The organism is Bradyrhizobium sp. CCH5-F6 (assembly GCF_001556045.1).
In the GTDB taxonomy this organism is placed as follows: Bacteria; Pseudomonadota; Alphaproteobacteria; order Rhizobiales; family Xanthobacteraceae; genus Bradyrhizobium.
Genome location: NZ_LSIC01000059.1, coordinates 72,069 through 95,477 on the forward strand (window position 1 = coordinate 72,069; position 23,409 = coordinate 95,477).

Here is a 23,409-nt window from a genome sequence, read left to right on the forward strand (position 1 = left end):
GCATCAGGCGGAGGAAATTCCGTGAAACCGTCTTATTCGCCCGGTGCCTGCTCACTGTCCCCGCATCGCGCTCCTGGAAGCCGGCCCGCGCCATGAGCTGGTCGAGGTCGATATCGGCGCCAAGAAGCTCGAAAATAGTGAGGATTATCTAAAGCTGCCCCCCGGGAATCAGGTCCCTGCGGCGGGCCTCGACAGCGGCGGGATCGTGACCGAAGGCCCGTCGATTGTCCAGACGATCGCCGACCAGGCCGGCCGTGAGGCTGGCGCCCGCCCGCAGCAGTTCCGAGTGCCATGAGCTGTCGAACGGCTCGATGTCCTCACCTGGGAGCTGCACAACAGCCTTGGCCCGCTGTTCGCCCCGGCGCTGAACGGTCGCGACGGCTGTCTCTTGAGCAAGCTTGCAGGGAGCGACAAGCGAAAAGGTCGGATCGACGATCCGGCCCTTTCATGGTGAACCCTTTGACCGGCGACGACGTCGAAGGAACGCTTCCAGGAGACAGCTGCCCCATGAACATGATCGTCCTCATGACCGCCGCCGGCGCGCCGCTCGCGATGCTCGGCTTGTCGACGCCGGCCGCGCCAGAGCGCAATTGCATCTTCATGATCCATCCGCAGATCACCTCGGCCGTGTTCGAGAGCAAGGAAGGCAAGATCGTCTTTCCGGACCGGCCGACAGAATATCCGTGCAGCTACGCCAGGAAGAAGGGCACGACTGACATCGCCTTCACCAACCAGAACGGCTGGCGCTTCGAGGTGCGCATTGGCCGTGGCGATGAAGGCACCTGGAAAGCCAATCTCGCCGACGATGCGGTATCGGGCCGGGCATTCTCGCCCTTCGGCGACCGAAAATGAAGAAGGCCGGATCGATGATCCGGCCTTTCGTTTCCGCGTAGCCTGGATGCCGCGTCAGGCCGCCGCCTTCTTCGGCGCGAAGCGGCCGTAGAAGGTCTCACCCTTTGCCGCCATCTCCTCCAGGAGCTTCGGGGGCGTGAAGCGCGAGCCGTACTTGGCCTCCAGCTTGCGGCAGAGCTCGACGAACTTCTTCGTACCCATGAAGTCGATGTAGGACAGCGTGCCGCCGGTGAACGGCGCGAAGCCGAAACCGAGGATGGAGCCGACATCGGCCTCGCGCGGATCGGTGATGACGTGGTCCTCCACCGTGCGCGCGGCTTCCACCGCCTGCACCACCAGGAAGCGCTGCTTCAGCTCCTCGACGTCGAGCGTGTCGGGGTCGAGCTGCTTCGGCTGCAAGGCCGAGAGGCCCGGCCACAGGCTCTTCTGACCCTTGCCCTTCTCGGGATAGTCATAGAAGCCCTTGCTGTTCTTGCGGCCGAGGCGGCCCTGCTTCTCGACCATCTCCACCATCAGCTTCTTCTGGTCGGGATTGATGGCATTGGGGCCGAGATCGGCTTCGGTGGCCTTCATGATCTTGAGGCCGAGGTCGAGCGCGACCTCATCCGAGAGCGAGAGCGGGCCGACCGGCATGCCGGCCATCTTGGCGCAGTTCTCGATCATCGCCGGCGGCACGCCCTCCAGGAACATCTCGTTGCCTTCGGCGACGTAGCGGCCGACGCAGCGGTTGGCGAAGAAGCCTCGGGAGTCGTTGACCACGATCGGCGTCTTGCCGATCTGCCGGACGTAATCGAGCGCGGTTGCGATCGCGAGATCGCCGGTGTTCTTGCCCTTGATGATCTCGACCAGCATCATCTTCTCGACCGGCGAGAAGAAGTGGATGCCGACGAACTTGCCCTGGTCCTTGAAGCTCTCGGCCAGCGAGGTGATCGGCAGCGTCGAGGTATTCGAGGCGAAGATCACGTCCGGCTTCAGATATTGCTGCGCCTTGGCGAAAGTCTCCGCCTTGACCTTGCGGTCCTCGAACACGGCCTCGATGACGAGATCGACGTCCTTCAATGCGGCATAGTCCGCGGTCGGCGTGATGCGCGCGAGCAGCGCTTCGGCATCGCCGGGCTTGGCGCGGCCCTTCTTGATCTGCTCCTCGATCACCTTCTGCGCATGCGCCTTGCCCTTGTCGGCGCTCTCCTGGTCGCGGTCGATCAGGACGACGTCGAGGCCGGCGCGGGCCGAGACGTAGCCGACGCTGGCGCCCATGAAGCCGGCGCCGATCACCGCAATCTTCTTCACCTTGGTCGGCGCCACGTCCTTCGGACGGCGCGCTCCCTTGTTGAGCTCCTGCATCGACAGGAACAGGCTGCGGATCATCGCGGCCGCTTCCTTCGAGCGCAGCACCGAGGCGAAGTAGCGCGACTCCACCCGCAGAGCGGCGTCGATCGGCAGCTGGAGGCCTTCATACACGCAGCTCATGATCGCGCGCGCGGCCGGATAATTGTCGTAGGTCTCGCGGCGGTAGATCGCATTGCCGGCCGGGAACATCATCATGCCGGCCTTGGAGAACACCGGCCCGCCGGGCAGCTTGAAGCCCTTCTCGTCCCAGGGCGCGACGGCCTTGCCGCCGCCCTTGATCCAGTCCTTGGCCGCCTTGACGAGGTCGGCGGCGGGCACCACGGCGTGAATCAAATTCAGCGCCTTGGCTTTCTCGACCGTGACGGGATCGCCCTTGAGCAGGATGGTCATCGCGTCCTGCGGCGGCACCAGGCGCGGCACGCGCTGCGTGCCGCCGGCGCCGGGGAACAGACCGACCTTGACCTCGGGCAGCCCGAGGCGGGTCTTGGGATTCTCCGCCGCGACGCGATAGTGGCAGCACAGCGTGATCTCGAAGCCGCCGCCGAGCGCGAGGCCGTTGATCGCGGCCGCCCACGGCTTGCCGGACGTCTCGATCGAGCGCAGCACCAGCGAGAAGCGCCGGCTCTGCTCGAACAGCATCTGGTTCGCCGCCGTCTCGCCCTGCTCCTTGAAGACTTTGGCGTAGGCCTGGTTCATGCCCTCGAGCATGGAGAGGTCGGCGCCGGCGCAGAAGGCTTCCTTCGCCGAGGTGATGACGACGCCCTTCACCGCGGCATCCGCCGTGGTCGCCTTGACGATCGCCTCGAGCTCGTTGGTCGAGGTCTCGTCGAGCACGTTCATCGAGCGGCCGGGGATGTCCCAGGTGACGAGCGCGATGCCGTCGGAATCGGTCTCAACCTTGAAGTTCTTGTACGACATGTTTGGTTGCTCCTCGGGGCCGCAGCCGGTCACAGGCGCGGCGGTTGATCTGAGATCTCGTAGGGTGGGTTAGCGAAGCGTAACCCACCGCGGTCTTTTGCTGCAGAGGCAGAAGAGGTGGGTTACGCTGCGGACTGCGCTTCGCGCAGCCGCGGGCTAACCCACCCTACGGCAGCTCGTTACACCCGCTCGATGATGGTCGCGGTGCCCATGCCGCCGCCGATGCACAGCGTCACCAGGGCGGTGGACTTGTTGGTGCGCTCGAGCTCGTCGAGCACGGTGCCGAGGATCATCGCACCGGTCGCGCCGAGCGGATGGCCGAGCGCGATCGCACCGCCATTGACGTTGATCTTGGCGTTGTCGATGTCGAAGGCCTGGATGTAGCGCAGCACGACCGAGGCGAAGGCCTCGTTGAGCTCGAACAGGTCGATATCCGACTTCTTCATGCCCGAGCGCGCAAACAGCTTTTCGGTGACGTCGACCGGGCCGGTCAGCATCATCGCCGGCTCCGAGCCGATGTTGGCGAACGCCCGGATTTTCGCACGCGGCTTCATGCCGTATTTCGCGCCCGCTTCCTTGCTGCCGAGCAGCACGGCGCCGGCGCCGTCGACGATGCCGGAGGAGTTGCCGGCATGGTGCACGTAGTTGACGCGCTCGATCTCGGGATGCGACTGCACCGCGACGCCGTCGAAGCCGCCCATCTGCGCCATCATGGTGAACGACGGCTGCAGTTGCGCCAGCGACTGCATCGTGGTCGACGGACGCATATGCTCGTCCTTGGCGAGGATGGTGAGGCCGTTGATGTCCTTCACCGGCACCACGGACTTGTCGAAGCGACCCTCGTCCCAGGCCTTGGCCGCGCGCTGCTGGCTCTGCACCGCGTAGGCGTCGACGTCGTCGCGCGAGAAGCCGTATTTGGTCGCGATCAGATCGGCCGAGACGCCTTGCGGCATGAAATAGGCCGGCACCGCGATCGAGGGATCCATCGGCCAAGCGCCGCCGGAGGCGCCGATGCCGACGCGGCTCATGGACTCGGCGCCGCCGCCGATCACCAGTTCATGCTGGCCGCTCATGATCTGCGCGGCGGCAAAGTTCACGGCATCGAGGCCGGAGGCACAGAAGCGGCTGATCTGCACGCCGGGGACGGCTTCGCCGAGCCCCGCCTTGAGCGCTGCGAAGCGCGCGATGTCGCTGCCGGCTTCACCGACGGGATCGACCACGCCGAGCACGACGTCGTCGACCGAATCCTCCGGCAGATTATTTCGGTCCTTCAGCGCCTTCAGCGGCACCGCCGCAAGCGCGAGCGCCGTGACTTCGTGCAGCGCGCCGTCCGCCTTGCCGCGGCCGCGGGGGGTGCGAACGTGGTCGTAGATGAATGCCTCAGGCATGACGCCCTCCTGATGTGACTTTTCAGATTCGATTGGGAGCAGGCAACGGAAGCTGGATCAGAACGCTTCCGCCGGCAGTTCCATGATGGTGGCGCAGCCGGCCTGGATGCGCGCGAGATTGGCCGCGGTCTCCGGCAGCATCCGCTCCATGAAGAAGCGGCCGGTGACGAGCTTGGTCGAGAGATAGGGCGTCGCCCCGCTCTCGGCAATCTTGGCCTGCGTCACCTTGGCCATCTTCGCCCACATATAGCCCAGCGCGACGAAGCCGAAGAGATGCAGGTAATCGGTTGCGGCAGCTCCCGCATTGTCCGGCTTCGCCATCGCATTCTGCATCAGCCACGTGGTGGCCTGCTGGAGATGGCCGAGCGAGGCCGAGAGCGGGGCGATGAAGGGCTTCATCGCCTCGTCGCCGCCGTTCTCCTTGGCAAAGGCCATGACTTCGCCGAAGAACGCCATGATGGCGCGGCCGCCGTCGCGCGGCAGCTTGCGGCCGACGAGGTCGAGCGCCTGAATGCCGTTGGCGCCTTCATAGATCATCGCGATGCGCGCATCGCGCACGAACTGCTCCATGCCATGCTCGGCGATGTAGCCGTGGCCGCCATACATCTGCTGCGCCTGAACCGCGTTGGCGAAGCCGTAATCGGTAAGGAAGCCCTTCAGCACCGGCGTCATCAGGCCCATGTGGTCGTCTGCGGCTTGGCGGTCCTTCGGGTCTTCGGAGCGGTGGGCGACGTCGCTCTTCAGCGCGGTCCAGATCACGAAGGCACGCGCGGCCTCGTTGAAGGCGCGAATCGAGAGCAGCGTGCGGCGCACGTCGGGATGCACGATGATCGGATCGGCCTGCTTGTCCGGCGCCTTCGCACCGGTCAGCGAACGGCCCTGGATGCGCTCGCGGGCATAGGCGACCGCGTTCTGATAGGCGACCTCGGACTGCGCGAGCCCCTGCACGGCGACGCCGAGCCTTGCCTCGTTCATCATCACGAACATGCCCTGCATGCCCTTGTTCTCTTCGCCTATCAGCCAGCCGGTGGCGTTGTCGTAGTTCATCACGCAGGTGGAATTGCCGTGGATGCCCATCTTGTGCTCGATCGAGCCGCAGACGACGCCGTTGCGCTGCCCCACCGAACCGTCGGCATTGACCAGGAATTTCGGCACGACGAACAGCGACACGCCCTTGATGCCGGCGGGTGCGCCCTCGATGCGGGCGAGCACGAGGTGAATGATGTTGTCGGCGAGATCGTGCTCACCGGCCGAGATGAAGATCTTGGTGCCCGTGATCTTGAAGCTGCCGTCGGCCTGACGCACCGCCTTGGTGCGGAGCATGCCGAGATCGGTGCCGCAATGCGGCTCGGTGAGGTTCATGGTGCCGGTCCATTCGCCGGCGACCATCTTCGGGACGTAGGTCTTCTTCTGCTCGGGCGTGCCGTGCACCAGCAGCGCCGCGGTCGCGCCCATGGTGAGGCCGCCATACATCGAGAACGCCATGTTGGCGGAGATCTGGAATTCGTTGACCGCCTGGCTCAGCGTCACCGGCAGGCCCTGGCCGCCATATTCGGTCGGAGCGGACAGACCGAGCCAGCCGCCTTCGGCGACCTGCTTGAACGCCTCCTTGAAACCCTTCGGCGTGGTGACGCTGCCGTCGTCGGCGCGCTTGCAGCCCTCGAGATCGCCGACGCGGTTCAGCGGCTGCAGCACCTCTTCGGCGAGCTTGGCGGCTTCGCCCAGGATCGCCTCGCGCACGTCGCTGGAGGCATCGGAGAAGCCCGGCAGATTGTCGTAGCGATCGATCTGGAAGACGTCGTTGAACAGGAAGTTCACGTCTTCGACGGGGGCTTTATAGATCGGCATGGCGTTCTCCCGGCATGAGCCTTGACGTGGTGGAATTCTCTAGGATTGGGCGGCGAGCTGCTCCGCCATCAGGCGGTGCAGCATGTTGATCGCCTTGAGCGGACGCACCATCACCTTGAAATGGGTGATGCGCCCCTCGCTGTCGAAGCTGATGATGTCGACGCCGTTGATCTCGATGCCGTCGATGATGTTCTTGAATTCGAGCACGGCGCCGTGCGCATTCTTCCATTCGCCGACATAAGTGAAGCCGGGACCGCCGAGAACCTTCTCGGCGCTGGAGAGGTATTTGAAGGTGATGTCGCGGCCGCGCTGCGGCGAATGCACGACCGGGCTTTCGAACACGACGTCGGGGTGAAGCAGGTCCCAGAGCGCGGTACGGGCTTGAGCGCGATCTTGGGACTTCATGTAGGCGTACCAGGAATTGAGGCCGGTCATTCTCGTGGTGCCTCCCTAGGGCAAGGGCAAATATGCGAAAACAACCCCATGCACAGTAGACAAAGGGTTGATTTCGCTGGATTTTCAGACGGGGTTTTGGCCCCGTCCGCAAGCCGCCTCATATGCACATTGACGCATATGCGCCAATGCGCATAAAGTCAAGCTCGTTGGTCAGAGCAGAGAAGGGAGGCCGGTCATGGCACTCGGCGACGCAATCCTCGCATGCCTGACGGAACGTCCGATGACGGGCTACGAGCTCGCCAAGACGTTCGATTCCTCGATCGGCTTCTTCTGGAAGGCCGACCACCAGCAAATCTACCGCGAGCTCTCCAAGCTGCGCGACCGCGGCTACATCCAGGGCCGCGAGGTCGTGCAATCGGGCAAGCCCAACAAGCTTGTTTATACGCTTACGCCCGAGGGTAGAACAGCGCTGCGGCACTGGGCCGCGCGACCAAGCACGCCGGCCTCGACCAAGGACGACCTCCTGGTGCGCATGCATGCGCTCGACAGCATCGACATCGAGCCGCTGCGGACCGACCTGATGGCGCGCCTGGAGCACCATCGCGACCGCCACGCCAATTACGAGCGGATCCTGAAGAAGCGCTTTCCGGAGGGAACGGCGGAGGGCAAGCTCGACCTCGGCAATCTGCTCCTGCTGCGTCTCGGCGCGCGCCATGAGCAGATGGTGGCCGACTTCTGCGAGGAAGCGCTGGAGGCGCTGTCGGCGATGAGCGGCAAGGCCACGGTAGTGCCGCTGGAGGACGGCAAGCGGGAGAAAGGCTGAGGAAAGTCCGGCAAGGCAAGGGAACCGGCAGGCTGCAGAGCCTGCTCTGGCCTGCCTGCGTCAGCGCGACAGCTGGCTGACGTATTTCAGCGTCTGGAATTCCTGCAAGCCCTCGATGCCGCCTTCGCTGCCAATGCCGCTGTCCTTGTGTCCGCCGAACGGCGTTTCCGGCAAGGACGCCTGCCAGTGGTTGACGATCACATTGCCGCTCTGGATCGCCTCGGACATCGCGGCGGCGTTGCGCATGTCGTTGGTCATCACGTAGGAGGCCAGCCCGAACGGCAGGCGGTTGGCGAGATGGACGGCCTCGTCCATGGTCCGGAACGGCGCCGTCGCGGCCAGCGGACCGAACGGCTCGACGTTGGACGCCAGGCATTCCTGATCGACATGGGACAGCACCGTGGGCCGGTAGAAATAGCCGCGGTTGCCACAGCTCCTGCCGCCTGCGGCGACGCGGATCTGGCGCGTCCGCGCATCCGCGACGAAACGCTCCATGCTCGCCACACGCCGTTCATGCGCCAGCGGCCCCATCCCGGTCGCGGCATCGAAGCCGTCGCCGACGACGATCGCCTCCGCGAGCTCGGCCAGTCTGGCCGCGAACCTGTCATGGATCGATTCATGAACGAAGAAGCGGGTCGGCGACGTGCAGACCTGGCCGGCATTGCGGAACTTGGCGGTCACGGCCGAGACGGCCGCGGCTTCCGGATCGACGTCTTCGAAGATCACGACCGGCGCGTGGCCGCCGAGTTCGAGCGTCATTCGTTTCAGCGTCTGGACGGCCAGCGCGCCGAGCTGCTTGCCGACCTCGGTCGAGCCGGTGAAAGTCAGGCCGCGGATGACGGGTGATCGCAGCAGCGTCTGCGAGATCAGCGCCGGATCGCCGAACACGACATTGAGCACGCCGGCCGGAAGCCCGGCATCCTGCAGTGCGCCAGCGATCGCCAGCGCGGTCGCCGGCGTTTCCTCGGCCGGCTTGATGATGACAGAGCAACCGGCCGCCAGCGCGCTGGAGATCTTGCGCGCAGGCGTGATCGCCGGCGCATTCCAGGGGGCGAAGGCGGCGATCGGCCCGAGCGGCTCGCGGATCGCGATCTGCTGAACGCCGCGCTGACGGGCGGGAATCACCCGCCCGTCAGCGCGGCGGCCCTCCTCCGCATTCCATGCGAACAGCCCCGCGGCCGTTTCGACCTCGGCGCGGGCCTCGGCGATCGGCTTGCCGAGCTCCAGCGTGATCAGGCCTGCGATCCGCTCGCGGCGCTCGATGATCAGCGCCGCCGCCTGCTGCAGGATGCGGCCACGATCGACGGCCGGCATCTGCCGCCATTGCTCATGTCCGCGCGCAGCGGATGCAAGCGCCTCGTCCAGATCGTCGGGCCGGGCGCAGGGCAGCTCCCCGATCACCTCTCCGTTCCCGGGATTGCGCACCGGCACGATGTCCCGCCCTTCGGCAGCGCGCCATCGGCCGCCGATGAAGAGTGCGAGCGGGGGATAGTCGATCATCTTGGCGCTCCCGGGACACGGGCCGCAGGCTCTTCCTGCGGCCCGGTTGCCAGACGGCTGCTACTTGGCCGCAGCGACCAGCGGGCAATTGCCGTCCTTGAGCGGACGGAACGCCTGGTCGCCGGGCACCGTGGCGAGGATCTTGTAGTAGTCCCAGGGGTATTTCGATTCCGAGGGATCCTTGACCTGCAACAGATACATGTCGCGGATCACGCGGCCGTCCTCGCGGATCGAGGCGTTGGTCGTATAGACGTCGTTGATCGGCAGCTTCTTCATCTCGGCGACCAGCGCCGCGCCCGACTCGCTCTTCTTTGCATCGATCGCCTTGAGATAATGCGTGACCGCGCCGTACACGGCGATCTGCAGGCTGCCGGGCGCCTTGCCCTTGAAGCGTTCCATGAAGCGCTTGCTCCATGCGCGCGTCTTGTCGTTCGCATCCCAGTAGAAGCTGTCGGCGAAGATCAGCCCCTTGGCATTGGCAAGGCCGAGGCCATGGATGTCAGGCAGATTGACCAGCAGCGCCGCGATGCTCTGCCCGCCCGCGGTCAGGCCGAACTCGTTGGCCTGCTTCAGCGAGTTCATCATGTCGGCGCCGGCATTGGCGAGGCCGACCACCTGCGATTTCGAGGCCTGGGCCTGCAGCAGGAAGGACGAGAAGTCCGGCGTGTTGAGCGGCGCCCGCGCGGCGCCCAGCACGGTGCCGCCATTGGCGAGGACGACCTTGGAGGCCTCCGCCTCGAGCGCCTGGCCGAAGCTGTAATCGGCGGTCAGGAAGAACCAGCTCTTGAGGCCCTTCTTCACCAGCGGCGCGGTGGCGACATTCGCCAGCGCGAAATTGTCATAGGCCCAGTGGACCCCGTTCGGCGAACAGGCCTTGCCGGTAAGATCCGGCGTTCCCGGACCGGTGGCGAGGAAGACCTTGTCCTTTTCGCGGGTCAGTTGCTGCACGGCGAGCGCGACGCCCGACGAGACCACCTCGGTGATCGCATCGACGCCTTCGGTATCGTACCAGCGCCGCGCGACGCCGAGGCCCACATCGGCCTTGTTCTGATGATCGGCCGAGACGATCTCGACCGGCATGCCGCCGGCCTTGCCGCCGAAATCCTCGACCGCCATCTGGGCGGCCAGCACCGATCCCGCGCCGACATTGTCGGCATAGGGACCGGACATGTCGGTGAGCACGCCGATCTTCACGGTGCCCTTGGCGATCTCCGCCCGCGCGGATCCGAAGACGGACAGCGCCGCCAGAGCCGCAACCAACGCTTTCTTCTTCACGAACGTCCTCCCATACTCTTTTTTGAAACCGTTCAATCGATGGTCTTCAGAACGGGCAGCAGATATCCAAGGAACTTCTCCGGATCCTCGCTCATCGGGAAATGGCCGAGGCCCTTCATGATGGTGACGTGGCTGCCCTTGATGCTGCTCGCGACCGCGAGCGTTTCCTCGGGGGTGCACGAATAGTCGTACTCGCCCGACAGCAGGAACAGCGGACAACGCGACGTGTCGATCTGCGCAACGCGGTCTCGAATGTCGCCGTCGAGCTTGTAGAAATACAGATCGCCCTTGAACACGCCGGGACCGCCCTGCATGTAGTGCCACAGCGTTTCCCATCGCTCGGCATCGGGCGCATCGGGCCCGACGAGACCCGAGACGATGGCCGCGCAGACCTCGCCGCCATGCACGTCCGGACGGTGCAGGAAATTGAGATCGTAGTACGGATCGACGTGCGCGCCGGCCTGCAGGCCGATGATGGCGCGGAAGCGTTCGGGATGGTCGAGCGCCAGATGCAGCACGATGCGGCCGCCGATCGAGCAGCCCATCACGACAGGCCTGTCGAGCTCGAGCGCATCGGCGACGCTCAGGATCATCCCGGTGTATTGCGCCGAGGTGAGCTGATACTCCTCGTCGTGCCAGCCGGCCGGCGGCGACGACTTGCCGTGCCAGGGCATGTCGAAGGCGATGACGCGGAATTTCGACGTCACGCGCGCATCGTTCATCAGCGCGCGGTACTGGCGGCCGTCGGCGCCCGCCGTATGAAGGCACAGCAGCGGAATGCCCTGGCCGGCCTCTTCGACATAGAGACGGTGGCTGCGGCCGAACAGATCGAGATGCAGGTAGCGGCCGATCGTGGCTTCGAAACGCGGGCTCATGCTGCGACTCCCGATGCGCGCATCTTGACCAGCGCTTCCTTGAAGTAGCGGAGGTTGGCCATGAAGACCTGCAGATTGCCTTCGGCCTTGAGGGTGCGCCGCTTGATCAGCGCCATCAGGTCGTGCGAGCCGGGCTGCGGCTTCGCGCTCCAGAACTTCGTCCATTCCTCTTCGGAGGCCCGCAGCGCGAACGACCAGGACGGCATGACGAAGGGGCCGCGCGTCACGGCGGCGACCCGGCCATCGGCGATCGTGATCAGCCAGGCCGTGGCGCCGATCTCGAGCAGGAACGTCGTCGACAGAAAGCGGCCGCGCCGCACCAGGTTCGTGTCCGCGTTCACCCTGTCCTTGAGGTCTTCCATCATGTCTCCTCCCTTCAGGCGAGCGCGACCAGGGCGTCGACGGCGATGACGCCCTCGCCCACCGGCTTGACGATCAGCGGGTTGATCTCCGCATCGACCACCTGAACGCTCTCCTCGCGTGCCAGTCGCGACAGGGCCACGATGGCCCCTGCCAGGGCTTCCATATCGCCGTGTGGCCGGTTGCGATATCCCCGGAAAATGCGGCTGATGGCGAGGTCGGCGATCATGCTGCGGGCGGTGTCGAGATCCACTGGCGCGAGGCGGATGCTGCGGTCGCGATAGATTTCGGTGTAGATGCCGCCTGCTGCGAGCAGCACCAGCGGCCCGGCGTCCGGATCGACGCGATAGCCGAGCAAAAACTCGCCAAGCCCCGCCGTCATCGGCTGCACGAGGACCCGCGATGGCGCATGGCCCCTGGCCCTGGCATTGTCGGCAATACGGCGCATCGCGGCCGTGAGCTCTGCCTCGCTGCCGACGTTCAGCACCACGCCGCCGATCTCGGTCTTGTGCGCGATCTCCGCGGACAGGATCTTCACGGCCACGGGGTATGCGAACGGAAGATCGAACGGCCCTTCGGCGTCGATCCCGATGGCGACGGCCGGCGCGTGGGAGACGCCCAGTTTCGCCAGCAGCGCATAGGCCTCGCTTTCGTCGAGTTGCCGCGTCGGGCGCGAGGTGACGCGCCGTGACGACGGAACGGGTGCCGCGGCCGGACGGCGCAGCAGCGCGGCGCTCATGGCGTCGGCGCAGGACTCCGGCGTGCGGAATGCGGGCACCCCCGCGGCAGCAAGCATGTTCAGAGCGTCCGGCGCCTCCGGCACCACGAAGGCTGCGAGCGGCTTGGCATGCGCGCCGCTGTCGATGACGGGCTTGACGGCGAGGTCCGGCTGAAATCTCGCGGACGAGCCGATCACGGCGATGATGGCGTCGAACTCCGGGGCGCCCAGCAAGGTGTCGAGCGCCGCCTTCATCACGTCGTAGCGGGTACCGGCCAGCGTCAGATCGGTGATGCGGTCGTGCCCGGCCTTGACGCCTGCGGCGCCGAGCCGCGCGTAGGTCTCCGCACTCGGCGCGACCACCTCGATGCCGCGCATCGCCAGCTCGTCGACCACCATGGCGGCGCCACCGCCGGTCGTGGTCACGACGCCGACGCGGGGAGCGCCTGCGCCCGGCCGCCGCGCCGGCACGCGCCGCACCAGCGGCAGCGCTTCGAGCAGGGTTTCGAAATTGAAGATGCGGGCGATGCCGCAATCGGCGAGGAACGCGGCCGCGACGTCGTCCTCGCCGGCCAGCGCACCGGTGTGCGACAGCGCAAGCTCGGCCGCGACCGCGGACCGGCCGAGCTTGTAGGCCACGATCGGCTTGCCGCGGGCCGCGGCACCGAGCGCGAAGGCCCGCAGGTCATCGGCGTGGCGGATGCTTTCGAGGAACAGCATGTAGCCGGTGATCGCGGGGTCATCGAGCGTCGCCGCGCAGATCTCGCCGAGGCTGAGATCGATCTCGTTGCCCACCGAGACGAGCCCGGCGAAACCGAGATTGCGCGCCTTTCCGCGCGAGACCAGACCGCCCAGCAGACTGCCGCTATGCGAGGCGACGAAGGTGCCGCCACGCGGCAGATCCGGCTCCGCAAAGGCGGCATTGGCGGTGATGACCGTCCGGCGGTGCAGATTGATGGCGCCGAGGCTCGACGGTCCGAGAATCCGCAATCCGCTCGCAGCCCGCAGCGCTCTGAGACGTGCGAGCAGCTTGCGGCCATCTTCGTCGGCGTCCGAGAAGCCGGATGCCAGGATCGTCGCGACGGAGACGCCGATGCGCGCACATTCGGCGGCGGCGTCCACGGCATCTTCGGTCGGGGTCAGGATGAAGGCATGGTCCGGAACGACCGGCAGGTCCGCCAGCGACGGCCACGCCGGTTCGCCGAGCACGGTCTTGCGGCCCGGGTTGATCGGATAGATCGCGCCGTCATAGCCGGCGCGCCGCAGATATTGCAGCGGGCGCGACGAGGTCTTGGCGGCGTCGTCGGAGGCGCCCACCAAAGCGATGCTGCGCGGCGCGAACAGCGCTTCAGCCAGCGTGGGTCTGGTCGCCTCAGCCGCCACGTCCGGCCTGCCCGCGCTGATCGAACCGGCGGTCGAAGACGGATTCCGCGATACGGTTCTTGAGGATTTCCGTGGAGCCGCCGGCGATCATCCAGCCGCGCGTGCGCCGCATGCAATATTCCGCGAGCGACTCCTGGCTGTAGCCGAGGCCACCCATGATCTGCACGGCCTCATTGGCCACCTCGAAACCGGCCTGGTTGCAGGCCAGCTTGGCGATCGCGGTCTGGTACGGCGAGGGCAGCTCTTCCCGGACATTGGCCGCGCGATAGAGCAGCATCTGTGCGGATTCGAGCTTCAGCGCCATGTCCGCAAACTTCCACTGCAAGCCCTGGAATTCGCAGAGATGGCGGCCGAACTGCTTGCGCACGGCCGCATGGTCGCGCGCAAGGTTGAATGCGTAGCGGCCGAGCGCGAGCGAACGGGCCGAGTTGCCGAGCCGCTCCACGTTGAAGCCTGCGATCTGCTTCTTGAAGCCGCCGATGCCGAGCAGCACGTTCCGCTTCGGGATCCGGCAGTTCTCGAAATAGAGCTGGCTCCACTCCTCCCCGCTCATGAAGGCGGTCGGCTTGCCGATCGAGAAGCCGGGCGTGTCGCGCTCGACGATGACGGACCCAATCCCGGAGACGCCGGGCGCGAAGCGGACATAGACCAGATAGATCGCCGCATCCGGACTGTGGGTGCCGAACACTTTGCTGCCGTTGATGACGTAATCGTCGCCATCCTCGGTCGCCGTCGTCTTCAGTTCGGTCACGGCGGAGCCGGCCTCCGGCTCGCTCATGCCGAGGCTGATGCAGATGTTGCCGGCGAGGAGATCGGGCAGCCATCGCTGCTTCTGCTCCGGCGTCGCGTATTCCACGAAGGTGCGGATCGGCCCGAAATTGCCGGCCTGGACGACGTCGGCGCTGCGCGGGCACACCGACGCGACCTGCTCGATCGCGATCACCGAATCCAGCAGCGTGCCGCCCTGCCCGCCATCCTCCGGATCGAAGGAGATGCCCATCAAGCCCTGCCGGCCGAGCATCTGCGCGACCTCGCGCGGGAAGCGCGGATCGTGCGCGCGTGCAAGCGATCCGTCCCTCAGGTTCGCTTCGGCAAAACGGCGAACCGAGTCCGCGAACGCCTGCTGCTCTTCGTTCAGTTCGAAATCCATGGCCATCACATCGCTGAGACGGCGTCGTCTTTCCAGCCAGCGCTTTGACAAACAACTGAGCAAAAGTTATTCACTAGTTATATTTTGTTATGACCTATCATGATACCTCCGCTCAACCCGCTGCACGTCTTCGACGTGGCGGCGCGCCATCTCAGCTTCACGCGCGCGGCCCGGGAACTCCGGGTCACGCAGCCGGCCGTCAGTCGGCAGGTCACGATCCTCGAGGCCTTTCTCGGCGTGCGGCTGTTCGAACGGGACAAGGCCGGTTTGCGGCTGACGTCGGAAGGAGACGAGTTCCACCGCCAGATCGCGCCGGCCTTCCGGATCATCGCCCAGGCCACGACGGGCCTGACCGCGACCGGCAAGGCCCAGCCGCTGAAGATCAGGGTCTACACGACCTTCGCGGCGAAATGGCTGATCCCGCGGCTGCCATCCTTCTATGTCAGCTACCCCAATATCAGGCTGGATATCAGCAACGTGGTTGCGCCAGTCGATTTCGAGAACGACAAGGTCGATCTCGCCGTCCAGTTCGGCTCGGGCAAATGGCCGGGCGCCGAGACCGAACTGCTGTTCAAGGACGTCATCCAGCCGGTCTGCAGCCCGAAGCTCTTGAAGCGGGCGCGCCTCGCCGAGCTCGACGACCTGCGCAAGGTCCAGCTGCTCCATTCGCATTACCGCCGCTCCGACTGGCCGGACTGGCTGATGGCGGTGAAGCGGCCGGACCTGCTGACCGATCGCAGCGTAAGCTTCCAGAGTTCGATCCTCACCTACCAGGCCGCCGCCGAAGGCGTCGGCGTCGCGATGGGCCAGCTCTTCCTGCTCCGGAACGAGATCGAGGACGGAACGCTGGTCCCCCTGTTCAACGCACCGCTGGAACGCCCCTCGGCCCATTACCTGGCCTGGCCGAAGAGCCGGCCGATGGCCCGCAAGGCGCGCAGCTTCGTGGTCTGGCTGAAGGCCCAGATCGCCAATGACGTGAGCCGCGGGCGGGCCTGACGGGGCCCGTCGGGCGAGCCGCCGTTCCCCGCCCAATTTTAAGACAGCGGCGACGCGTTCCTTAACCCGTTATTTACCGTAACAGGAAAAAGTCGGTTTTCGAGGCAGACGACCCGCGCCGAATTCGATTGTCTTGCAAGCGGCACGCGTGGGGAGACTGGAGGCGCCGGGTGGGGCGCCGGAGTCGGAACCGGACAGAGTCATGAATTCGCGCGTATCGTGGAGTGTTGACGGCATCGATCCATCCGTCCGGGAGCGGGCCGAAGCTGCTGCGCGTCGTGCCGGCATGTCACTCAACGATTGGCTGAACTCCACGCTCGGCGAGACTGCACCGCCGAACTTCCGCGGACCTTACGAACAGCGTCAGCAGCACATGCCGCAAGGGCCGAGCCAGGGACCTGGTCAGGAGAGCCGCGAAGTCGCCGACATCCATCAGCGGCTCGATGCGATCACCCAGCAGATCGAACGGATTTCCAAGCCCGCGCAGCGCCAGGACCCTGCACGACAAGACGTCTCGCGCGAGCAGGGCGTCGCGCGCCAGCTCAACGACGCGATCTCGCGGCTCGATGCACGGCTGTCGCAGATCTCGAAGCCGCAGCAGCCGCAGATCCAGCGGCCGCCGCCATCACCGGTCGACACACGCCAGCGCCAGGCCGATGCCGTCGAGCGCGCGGCAGCGCAGGTCTATCGCAGCTCACCGCCCCTGAGCCCGGCTTCGTTCGACGTCGCGGTCGCCGAGATCACGGCGCGCCAGAGCGAGCTCGACGGCTTTACGCCGCGTCAGATGTCGCCGCGAGCCGCGCCCCCGATTGCGCCCACGGCGGCTCCTTACGCGCCTCCGGCGGCGCCGCCCGCACCTGCCTACACGCCGCCGCCACCGCAGCCCGGGCCGGATTTTTCGTCGCTCGAACGCCATCTGCTCAAGATCACGAGCCAGATCGAGTCGCTTCAGCGTCCCGACAATACCGAGCAGGCGATCGCGGCGTTCCGCAGCGAGCTCGCTGAAATCCGCGCCGCCATCACCGAGGCGATGCCGCGGCGGGCAATCGAATCGATCGAGAACGAGATCCGCTCGCTGCACCGCCGGATCGACGAGACGCGCTCCAACGGCACCGACGGGCAGGTCCTGTCGGGCATCGAGCACGCACTGTCCGACATCAAGCAGGTGCTGCGCACGCTGACGCCCGCGGAGCAGCTCGCCGGCTATGACGAGGCGATCCGCAATCTCGGCGCCAAGCTCGACCTGATCCTGCGCGCCAATGACGATCCCTCGACCGTGCAGCAGCTCGAAGGCGCGATCTCGGCGCTGCGCGCCATCGTCTCCAACGTCGCTTCCAACGAAGCGCTGGCACGGCTTTCCGAAGACGTGCAGCTCCTGTCGTCCAAGGTCGACCAGGTCACCCGCGCGTCCGGCCAGGGCGACAGCTTCGCAGTGCTGGAGCAGCGCATCGCCGCGCTCACCGCCGCGCTGGAAACCCGCGAGCGGCCTCAGCCATCCGAGAGCACCGAGCACCTCGAAGCCGCGATCCGCGCGCTGTCGGACCGGTTCGACCGCATGCAGGTGGGCAACGATTCCGCCTCGACCTTCGCGCATCTCGAACAGCGCGTCTCCTATCTGCTGGAACGGATCGAAGCCGCCTCCGATCCCCGCAACGGCAATTTGAGCCGCGTCGAGGACGGGCTGCACGACATCCTGCGGCACCTCGAACGGCAGCAGGCGACCTATGCCGCGCTGGCGGAGAGCCGCAATTCGGCGCCGCCTCCCGATTCCGGCATGGTCGATCTCGTCAAGCGCGAGCTCTCCGACATCCGCTTCAACCAGGCCGAGACCAACCGGCACACCCAGGACTCGCTCGAGGCCGTCCACAGCGCGCTCGGCCACGTCGTCGATCGCCTCTCCTTGATCGAGGGCGATCTGCGCGCGGTGCGCACCGCGCCGCCGGCCCCTGCCCCGCAGCCGATGCAGATGCCGATGCCGATGGCCGCTCCGATGGAGCCCGCGGCGATGGCACGCGAGCCGCGCCAGCAGCCGCCGACATACGATCCGAAGCCCGAGCTGCCCAATCCCGCCGCCGCACAGGGCGCGCAAGCCGCCTTCGTCGCCGCGCCGCGCGAATTCCACGCCGCCGCCCCCGCCTCGCCGCCGCCGGTGCCGCAAGCCACGCCACCCTTGCCGCCGCGTGCGATCAGCGAAATCCTGGAGCCGCACACAGCTCCCGCGCGCGCAGCACTCGCGCCGGAATTGCCGCCGGATCATCCGCTCGAGCCGGCGCCTCCGAGAGCGCCATCAGCGGAATTCCGACCCCGCCGAAAGAGCCGGTGTCGTCGTCGAGCTTCATCGCCGCGGCGCGCCGCGCCGCGCAGGCGGCTGCCGCGCAGCCGGAAAAGACCGGCCGCGCTGCCAAGGCCGGGGCCGATCGCTCCAAGGACAAGGGCAAGGACGGCGGTTCGACCATCACCTCGAAGATCCGCTCGCTGCTGGTCGGTGCGAGCGTGGTCGTGATCGTGCTCGGCACCTTCAAGATGGCGATGAACCTGCTCGACGGCGGCAACCCGCCGGCGCCGCAGGCGATGGACAATACGTCGAGCGAGCCGGCACCGCTGGCTCCGCCGCCCCCGGTCGAGACCAAGCCCGCCACGCCCGAGCAGATCACGCCGTCGATGACCTCGCCGACGCCGATCGGACGGCAATCCCAGAACAACGCCGCGCCGGCACCCGCCGCCAATCCGGCGAGCTCGGCCTCGGTCGAAATCCCGCCCGCGCCTGCCGCAGCCCCGCCGCAGGCCTCCAGCGACGTCACCGGCGCGCTGTCGGGCACGAGCCGCGCGAGGCTCGGCCACGTCCAGGTGCCGCCGAGCGAGAAACTGCCTGACGGCATCGGCGGCCCGGCCTTGCGCGCCGCCGCAATGAAGGGCGATGCGACCGCGGCCTACGAGATCGGCATGCGCTTTGCGGAAGGAAAGGGCGTCGCCACCAATTACGACGAAGCCGCCAAATGGTACGACCGCGCGGCGCAGGCCGGCGTCATCCCTGCGACCTTCCGCCTCGGCACGCTCTATGAGAAGGGCCTTGGCGTGAAGAAGGACGCCGACATCGCCCGTCGCTACTACACCCAGGCCGCCGAGCGCGGCAACGCCAAGGCGATGCACAATCTCGCGGTGCTCGACGCCGACGGCGGCGGCCGCGGCGCCAATTACAAGAGCGCGGCGCAGTGGTTCCGCAAGGCGGCCGATCGCGGCGTCGCCGACAGCCAGTTCAACCTCGGCATCCTCTATGCCCGCGGCATCGGCGTCGAGCAGAACCTCGCCGAGTCCTACAAATGGTTCAGCCTGGCAGCCGCGCAGGGCGATGCAGACGCGGCCGGCAAGCGTGACGACGTCGCCAAGCGCCTCGACCCGCAATCGCTCGCTGCCGCCAAGCTCGCGATCCAGACCTTCAGCGCCGAGCCGCAGCCTGACGATGCGGTCAATGTCGCGACGCCAGCCGGCGGCTGGGACACCGCGCCGCAGGCAAGCGCAAAGCCGGCGCCAAAGCAGGTTGCGACCAAGCGCTCGGCCTCGGCGGCACATTAGACGCGAACAGCTTAGACGGACAGTACGAGCCACGCGCTCGGTGCACCTCTCCCGCTTACGGGGGAGGTCGACGCGCGAAGCGCGGCGGGTGGGGGTTCTCTCCTCTGGGAGAGTCCCACTGCGGAGACAACCCTCTCCCCAGCCCTCCCCCGCAAGCGGGGGAGGGAGCGCACTGCTGTTATCGCACGCTCTCGCGCCTCATTCACCACGCGCGAAATTCCCGGTCCCGCCCGCAGTCAAATTCCGCTATTGAGGGGCGCGGCAATCGTTCCGAGCTTCCCGCGAGCATTCCGCGCCAGTCGAACCGTCTCGCCGGAGCGTGGTCCCACGATGCAGCTCTACCTTCCGATCGCCGATCTTCCGGTCAACGTCTTGCTGGTGCTGGCGATGGGCGCCGCTGTCGGCTTCGTATCCGGCATGTTCGGAATCGGCGGCGGCTTCCTGATGACGCCGCTGCTGATCTTCATCGGCATCACGCCGGCGGTCGCGGTCGCCTCCGTCGCGAGCCACATCGCTGCCTCGTCCTTTTCCGGTGCGCTCTCCTATTGGCGGCGGCGCGCGATCGACCCGGCGCTGGCAAGCGTCCTGCTCTGCGGCGGCGTGACCGGCACGGCGCTCGGCGTCTGGACCTTCACGCAGCTGCGCGCGCTCGGCCAGCTCGACCTGATGATCGCGCTCTCCTACGTCGTGCTGCTCACCACCGTCGGCAGCCTGATGTTCTCCGAGGGCCTGCACGCGCTGATGCGCACCCGGCGCGGCGCGCCGCCGCCGCGCCGCGCGCACAACTGGATCCACGGCCTGCCCCTGAAGATGCGGTTCAAGCGCTCGAAGATCTATCTCTCGGTGATTCCGGTCGTAGTCGTCGGCGTCGTGATCGGCTTCATCGGCGCGATCATGGGCATCGGCGGCGGCTTCATCCTGATCCCGATCATGATCTATCTGCTGAGGGTGCCGACCTCGACGGTGATCGGAACCTCGATGGTGCTCACGCTGGTCACGATGCTGTTCGCGACCATGCTGCACGCGGTGACCAATCACCTCGTCGACGCCGTGCTGGCGCTAATCCTGATGGTCGGCGGCGTCACCGGCGCGCAGTTCGGCGCCCGTGCCGGCCAGAAGATCCGCGGCGAGCAGCTGCGGCTGCTGCTCGGCCTCCTGATCCTCTCGGTCGGCGTACGCTTCGCGATCGAGCTGGTGGTCCAACCTGCGGACCTCTTCACCATCCGCGAGCTCGGAGCGAGCGGATGACGCGCACCCTCCTCGCAATCGTTCTCGTCCTGCTGCTCGGCGGCGCTGCACGCGCCGAGCGGCTGATCGTGTCGGTCTCCAACCACCGCGTCACGGTGACGCCGGACTATTCCGGCGAGGAGCTGGTGCTGTTCGGCTCGGTCGAGAGGGACGGGACGACGCCCGCCGACCGCACCGCCTACGATCTCGTCGTCACCGTGAAGGGCCCGCGCGCCGACATGGTGACACGGCGCAAGGAGCGCACCTTCGGCATCTGGATCAACACCGACTACCGGCAGTTCCTGCAGGTGCCGAGCTATCTCGCGCTGTTCGCCAACCGCCCCTTCGATGCGATCACCTCGCCCGAGATCGCACGGCGGCAGCAGATCGGGCTCAACAACGTGCTGCTGACGCAACGGGTCAGCGGCGATTACGCCGACGTCGTGCCGAACGATGCGTTCCGCTCGGCCTTCATTCGCCTGCGCACCCAGCGTCGCCTCTATCGCGAGGATCCGGGCGCGGTGACGTTCCTGACGCCGACCCTGTTCCGCACCGGCATTCCACTGCCGGCGGAGGTGCCGATCGGGACCTATGAGATCGAGATCAAGCTGTTTGCCAACGGTGCGTTCATCGGCAAGACCGAGACCGCGTTCGAGATCGTCAAGGTCGGATTCGAGCAGTTCGTCGCGACCACCGCACCTCGCTACCGCGGCGATGGCGCTGATGACGGGATGGATGGCGTCGATCGTGTTCCGGAAGGATTAGTCGTTCCCTCCGTCATTGCGAGCGCAGCGAAGCAATCCAGAGTCCCTCCGCGGTGACAGTCTGGATTGCTTCGCTGCGCTCGCAATGACGATAGTGGAGACAGCGAGATCTTGGCTCACGCCGCCGCCTTCGCCGGCCGCGTCACCAGATAGATGCCGAGCGCGACCGGAATGATGCCGAGCAGGTCCCGAGCCTCGACGTGCTCGCCGAGCGCGAGGAACGCGAACAGCATGCCGAGCGGCGGCATCATGAAATGATAAGCACTGGCGGCGGTCGCGCCGCACACTTTCAGGAGATGGAACCAGAGCCAATAGGCGAGGATCGAGCCGCCGAGCACGAGGAAGGCGAAGGCGCCGATCAGGCTCGGCGTATAATCGATCGCGTGGATATCGGCGAAGGTCAGCGCGACCGGCGCGAGCACGATGCCGGCGGCGAGGTTCTGCACGCCGTTGCCGATCCAGAGACTTCCCTTCGGCGCCAGCAGCTTGAACAGGATGGTGCCGGCGACGAGCGAGGCCAGCGAGGCCAGCGTGAAGACGATGCCGTGCAGGGAATCGCTGCCGACCGACAGGCGGTGCCAGACGATCGCCGTCACCCCGATGACGCCGAGGAGGAGACCGCTCGCCTTGCGCCAGGTCATGCCTTCGCCGAGCAGCAGCGCGGCAAGCGCCGCGGTGAACACCGGATTGGCCGACACGATGAGGCCGCCAAGACCGGCGGAGACCGATTGCAGGCCGGTGTAACCGAGCCCGAGATAGAGCGCGTTGTTGGCGATGCCGAGCACCGCGAAGACCGCCGCATCGCGCCACGACAACGACCAGCCCTCGCCGCGGATCAGGGTTGCACCCAGGATCAAAATGCCGGCGAGCGAGAAGCGCGCGGCGAGCAGGATCAATGGTGGGCAATGGGTGACCCCGATCTTGCCGGCGACGAAGGCGTAGCTCCAGAGCAGGCAGAACAGGCCGACGGCGAGCGGCAGAGTGTTGAAGCGGCTCCGAGGAACCGAGATCGAAGGGGCGAGCGACATGACGGCATTCTCCTGAGCCCTCGATCTAAAGAGGCCGCTTGCCATTTGGAAATTAAATGATTAACTCCGACGCAGTGGGTTTTTCGATGGAGGCGGCGATGCTCGACCTTGAGCTCCTGCGCAGCTTCGTCTCGGTGGTCGAGGCCGGCGGCTTCACCCGCGCCGGCGCGCGCGTCCACCGCACGCAATCGACCGTCAGCCAGCAGATCAAGCGGCTCGAAGAGGACGTCGGCCAGGTTCTGCTGCACCGCGACGGCAAGGAGGTGCGCCCGACCGAGGCCGGCGAGCGCCTGCTCTCCTATGCGCGGCGGCTGCTCTCGCTCGCCGAGGAGGCGCGCGACGTGTTGCGGCAGCCTGATGGCGAAGGCGCGATCCGGCTCGGCATTCCCGAGGATTTCGCGGCCTATCGGCTGGCGAAGCTGCTGGGTGCGTTCTCGCGCTCGCATCCGGGCTTGCGGCTCGACGTGCGCGCCGACCAGAGCAAGCATCTCGCCCGCGATCTCGAGCGCGGCGAGATCGATCTCGCGCTCTACAAGCGCGAGGCCGGCGCGAAAGACGCCATCGCGGTGTGGCCGGAGCGGGTGCACTGGGTGACCAGCAAGAGCCATCCGGTCGACGTCAACGTGCCGTCGGTGCCGCTGATCGGCTTTCCGCTCGGCTGTATCTATCGCGCCGGGGCCATCCACGCGCTGGAAAGTGCGGGCCGCGCCTGGCACACCGCCTACACGTCATCGAGTCTCGCCGGCATCCAGGCCGCGATCGCCGCCGGCATGGGGCTGAGCATCCTGTCGGAGATGTCGATCCAGTCCGACCACCGCGTGCTGACGGCGAAGGAGGGCTTTGCGCCGATCAACAAGACCGAGCTCGCACTGATGGCCTCCCCGGATGCAAGCCCGGCAACACTGCGGCTCGCGGATCGTCTCGCGGAGTTTTGCGATGCGGTGCAGACAAAGGCGGCCTGAGCTCGCCGGACCTCCGGCGGCTC

16 protein-coding genes and 3 pseudogenes are annotated in these 23,409 nt (G+C 66.6%); 8 read left to right on the plus strand and 11 right to left on the minus strand.

Translation table 11 applies throughout. The annotated features are described in order from the left end of the window. Positions 1-21 precede the first annotated feature (21 nt). Positions 22-427, plus strand: a pseudogene (locus tag AX729_RS41650) (glutathione S-transferase family protein); the annotation flags it as partial. An 80-nt stretch (positions 428-507) separates the two neighbouring features. Further along, a complete protein-coding gene (locus tag AX729_RS10830) occupies positions 508-852 on the plus strand; it encodes a hypothetical protein (protein ID WP_061022892.1) in 345 nt (114 codons plus the stop codon). A 54-nt stretch (positions 853-906) separates the two neighbouring features. On the opposite strand, the gene AX729_RS10835 is transcribed toward AX729_RS10830, so the two are convergent. The 4 genes from AX729_RS10835 to AX729_RS10850 form a co-directional block, all read right to left on the minus strand. After that, positions 907-3,120: an FAD-dependent oxidoreductase gene (locus tag AX729_RS10835; RefSeq protein WP_061022894.1), complete on the minus strand. Its 2,214-nt coding sequence runs from the start codon at positions 3,118-3,120 to the stop codon at positions 907-909. 179 nt (positions 3,121-3,299) lie between these two features. Then, positions 3,300-4,508 (minus strand): acetyl-CoA C-acetyltransferase, encoded by a 1,209-nt coding sequence (locus AX729_RS10840; RefSeq protein ID WP_061022781.1) that lies wholly within the window; start codon positions 4,506-4,508, stop codon positions 3,300-3,302. A 57-nt stretch (positions 4,509-4,565) separates the two neighbouring features. Beyond that, the gene (locus AX729_RS10845) at positions 4,566-6,356 is read right to left on the minus strand and encodes an acyl-CoA dehydrogenase C-terminal domain-containing protein (RefSeq protein WP_061022784.1); all 1,791 of its coding nucleotides are present in this window, start codon (positions 6,354-6,356) and stop codon (positions 4,566-4,568) included. Positions 6,357-6,395: 39 nt separating this feature from the next. Continuing rightward, positions 6,396-6,791, minus strand: coding sequence for a nuclear transport factor 2-like protein (locus AX729_RS10850; RefSeq protein ID WP_061022786.1), 396 nt, complete (start codon positions 6,789-6,791; stop codon positions 6,396-6,398). 196 nt (positions 6,792-6,987) lie between these two features. Between AX729_RS10850 and AX729_RS10855 the strand changes: the two genes are divergently transcribed. After that, positions 6,988-7,575 (plus strand): PadR family transcriptional regulator, encoded by a 588-nt coding sequence (locus tag AX729_RS10855; protein ID WP_061022788.1) that lies wholly within the window; start codon positions 6,988-6,990, stop codon positions 7,573-7,575. A gap of 60 nt (positions 7,576-7,635) precedes the next feature. Here AX729_RS10855 and AX729_RS10860 read toward each other — a convergent pair whose 3' ends face one another. The 6 genes from AX729_RS10860 to AX729_RS10885 are packed head-to-tail and all read right to left on the minus strand — an operon-like array spanning position 7,636 to position 14,836. Further along, positions 7,636-9,075, minus strand: a complete 1,440-nt coding sequence (locus AX729_RS10860; protein ID WP_061022789.1) for an NAD-dependent succinate-semialdehyde dehydrogenase — start codon at positions 9,073-9,075, stop codon at positions 7,636-7,638. Positions 9,076-9,135: 60 nt separating this feature from the next. Further along, positions 9,136-10,350 carry an ABC transporter substrate-binding protein gene (locus AX729_RS10865; RefSeq protein WP_061022793.1) on the minus strand — a complete coding sequence of 405 codons (1,215 nt, stop codon included), beginning with the start codon at positions 10,348-10,350 and terminating at the stop codon, positions 9,136-9,138. A 32-nt stretch (positions 10,351-10,382) separates the two neighbouring features. Beyond that, positions 10,383-11,225, minus strand: coding sequence for an alpha/beta fold hydrolase (locus AX729_RS10870; protein WP_061022795.1), 843 nt, complete (start codon positions 11,223-11,225; stop codon positions 10,383-10,385). Further along, complete coding sequence (locus AX729_RS10875; protein WP_061022797.1) at positions 11,222-11,590, minus strand: SCP2 sterol-binding domain-containing protein; 369 nt, start codon at positions 11,588-11,590, stop codon at positions 11,222-11,224. The genes AX729_RS10870 and AX729_RS10875 overlap by 4 nt, the downstream gene beginning before the upstream one ends. A gap of 11 nt (positions 11,591-11,601) precedes the next feature. Continuing rightward, the gene (locus tag AX729_RS10880; RefSeq protein ID WP_061022799.1) at positions 11,602-13,686 is read right to left on the minus strand and encodes an acetate--CoA ligase family protein; all 2,085 of its coding nucleotides are present in this window, start codon (positions 13,684-13,686) and stop codon (positions 11,602-11,604) included. After that, entirely contained in the window at positions 13,676-14,836 is a 1,161-nt protein-coding gene (locus tag AX729_RS10885) for an acyl-CoA dehydrogenase family protein (RefSeq protein ID WP_061022896.1), read from the minus strand. Before AX729_RS10885 ends, AX729_RS10880 begins: the two co-directional genes overlap by 11 nt. Before the next feature lie 99 nt (positions 14,837-14,935). Here AX729_RS10885 and gcvA point away from each other — a divergent pair, with 99 nt between their 5' ends. The 4 genes and pseudogenes from gcvA to AX729_RS10905 all read left to right on the plus strand — a co-directional run bounded on the left by gcvA (position 14,936) and on the right by AX729_RS10905 (position 21,397). Next, positions 14,936-15,832: a transcriptional regulator GcvA gene (gcvA, locus tag AX729_RS10890; protein WP_061022802.1), complete on the plus strand. Its 897-nt coding sequence runs from the start codon at positions 14,936-14,938 to the stop codon at positions 15,830-15,832. 202 nt (positions 15,833-16,034) lie between these two features. After that, positions 16,035-19,405, plus strand: a pseudogene (locus AX729_RS10895) (tetratricopeptide repeat protein). Between the two features lie 330 nt (positions 19,406-19,735). Continuing rightward, positions 19,736-20,653 carry a sulfite exporter TauE/SafE family protein gene (locus AX729_RS10900; protein ID WP_061022804.1) on the plus strand — a complete coding sequence of 306 codons (918 nt, stop codon included), beginning with the start codon at positions 19,736-19,738 and terminating at the stop codon, positions 20,651-20,653. Further along, positions 20,650-21,397, plus strand: a pseudogene (locus tag AX729_RS10905) (TIGR02186 family protein). The gene AX729_RS10900 and the pseudogene AX729_RS10905 overlap by 4 nt, the downstream one beginning before the upstream one ends. 115 nt (positions 21,398-21,512) lie before the next feature. Here AX729_RS10905 and AX729_RS10910 read toward each other — a convergent pair. Beyond that, entirely contained in the window at positions 21,513-22,424 is a 912-nt protein-coding gene (locus tag AX729_RS10910) for a DMT family transporter (RefSeq protein WP_061022806.1), read from the minus strand. Between the two features lie 98 nt (positions 22,425-22,522). Here AX729_RS10910 and AX729_RS10915 point away from each other — a divergent pair, with 98 nt between their 5' ends. Then, positions 22,523-23,386 carry a LysR family transcriptional regulator gene (locus tag AX729_RS10915; RefSeq protein WP_061022898.1) on the plus strand — a complete coding sequence of 288 codons (864 nt, stop codon included), beginning with the start codon at positions 22,523-22,525 and terminating at the stop codon, positions 23,384-23,386. The last annotated feature ends 23 nt before the right edge of the window (positions 23,387-23,409 follow it).

What these genes read in the sequence shown, in the direction of transcription:
- AX729_RS10855 (WP_061022788.1), top strand. Translation starts at nt 6,988, where the DNA reads ATGGCACTCGGCGACGCAATCCTCGCATGCCTGACGGAACGTCCGATG.
- AX729_RS10830 (WP_061022892.1), top strand. Translation starts at nt 508, where the DNA reads ATGAACATGATCGTCCTCATGACCGCCGCCGGCGCGCCGCTCGCGATG.
- AX729_RS10870 (WP_061022795.1), bottom strand. Translation starts at nt 11,225, where the DNA reads ATGAGCCCGCGTTTCGAAGCCACGATCGGCCGCTACCTGCATCTCGAT.
- AX729_RS10860 (WP_061022789.1), bottom strand. Translation starts at nt 9,075, where the DNA reads ATGATCGACTATCCCCCGCTCGCACTCTTCATCGGCGGCCGATGGCGC.
- AX729_RS10835 (WP_061022894.1), bottom strand. Translation starts at nt 3,120, where the DNA reads ATGTCGTACAAGAACTTCAAGGTTGAGACCGATTCCGACGGCATCGCG.
- AX729_RS10845 (WP_061022784.1), bottom strand. Translation starts at nt 6,356, where the DNA reads ATGCCGATCTATAAAGCCCCCGTCGAAGACGTGAACTTCCTGTTCAAC.
- AX729_RS10885 (WP_061022896.1), bottom strand. Translation starts at nt 14,836, where the DNA reads ATGGATTTCGAACTGAACGAAGAGCAGCAGGCGTTCGCGGACTCGGTT.
- AX729_RS10875 (WP_061022797.1), bottom strand. Translation starts at nt 11,590, where the DNA reads ATGATGGAAGACCTCAAGGACAGGGTGAACGCGGACACGAACCTGGTG.
- AX729_RS10900 (WP_061022804.1), top strand. Translation starts at nt 19,736, where the DNA reads ATGCAGCTCTACCTTCCGATCGCCGATCTTCCGGTCAACGTCTTGCTG.
- gcvA (WP_061022802.1), top strand. Translation starts at nt 14,936, where the DNA reads ATGATACCTCCGCTCAACCCGCTGCACGTCTTCGACGTGGCGGCGCGC.
- AX729_RS10840 (WP_061022781.1), bottom strand. Translation starts at nt 4,508, where the DNA reads ATGCCTGAGGCATTCATCTACGACCACGTTCGCACCCCCCGCGGCCGC.
- AX729_RS10850 (WP_061022786.1), bottom strand. Translation starts at nt 6,791, where the DNA reads ATGACCGGCCTCAATTCCTGGTACGCCTACATGAAGTCCCAAGATCGC.
- AX729_RS10910 (WP_061022806.1), bottom strand. Translation starts at nt 22,424, where the DNA reads ATGTCGCTCGCCCCTTCGATCTCGGTTCCTCGGAGCCGCTTCAACACT.
- AX729_RS10915 (WP_061022898.1), top strand. Translation starts at nt 22,523, where the DNA reads ATGCTCGACCTTGAGCTCCTGCGCAGCTTCGTCTCGGTGGTCGAGGCC.